Annotated in this window: 1 protein-coding gene; it reads left to right on the forward strand. The window is 53.2% G+C overall.

All coding sequences use genetic code 11. The features are described from left to right. The first annotated feature begins 205 nt into the window (after nt 1-205). Nucleotides 206-505, forward strand: a complete 300-nt coding sequence (locus CSC65_RS16070) for a hypothetical protein (RefSeq protein ID WP_162411594.1) — start codon at nt 206-208, stop codon at nt 503-505. Nucleotides 506-678 lie beyond the last annotated feature (173 nt).

Here is a 678-nt window from a genome sequence, read left to right on the forward strand (position 1 = left end):
CAACGCAGCCTCGGCGCCAGGGTCGTCAGGTCCGCTGTTACGCCGGACTCCGGGTCCGCCATGTCGGCGACCCCGACACGCGCTGACACGCGCACTTTTCCATTGTGGGTTGCACGAGAGAAAGCGCAGGTAGCAATAGAAGGATGCGCGCTTCAACACGCTTCACCCGCTTCACCTTCCGAGACCATTTCCACGAGAACAGGGTATGAACAGCAGATTCGACCATCACCTCCTCGCCGCCGACATTGAGGCCCTGTACGGCCTCAGCACCCGAGTTGATCACCGCCTGCACGATTCGGGTCTCGTCTCGTGGATTGATCCAGCGAGGCGCGCGTCGCTTCAGATTTTGGAGCAACTCGCTGCGCTGCGTGCCGAACTGGACCACATCGCAGTGGCCGCGGGCCTCGACGCAATGCGCTCGCCTTACTTCCCGGTGCGATCAATGAAGCCTACTACCGAAACGAAAGCCGCGGCCCGAAAAAAAAAAAAAGGCATTAGAGAATAGTATCCAGCAATAGAAAACAGGCCAAACAAAAAAGACGAAAAGTAGGATTTATGAGACAAAGATTGAACTAGATTTGTGTGAACAAGAACTGAGAATAGGTGTATAATTTGAAAAACGTACATAGGACGAATTGTGACATATACAGATGTGAGTAGTTCTATGAAACGAGCAGA

Origin of the sequence: Pseudoxanthomonas daejeonensis, from assembly GCF_010093205.1 — a bacterium.
In the GTDB taxonomy this organism is placed as follows: domain Bacteria; phylum Pseudomonadota; class Gammaproteobacteria; order Xanthomonadales; family Xanthomonadaceae; genus Pseudoxanthomonas; species Pseudoxanthomonas daejeonensis.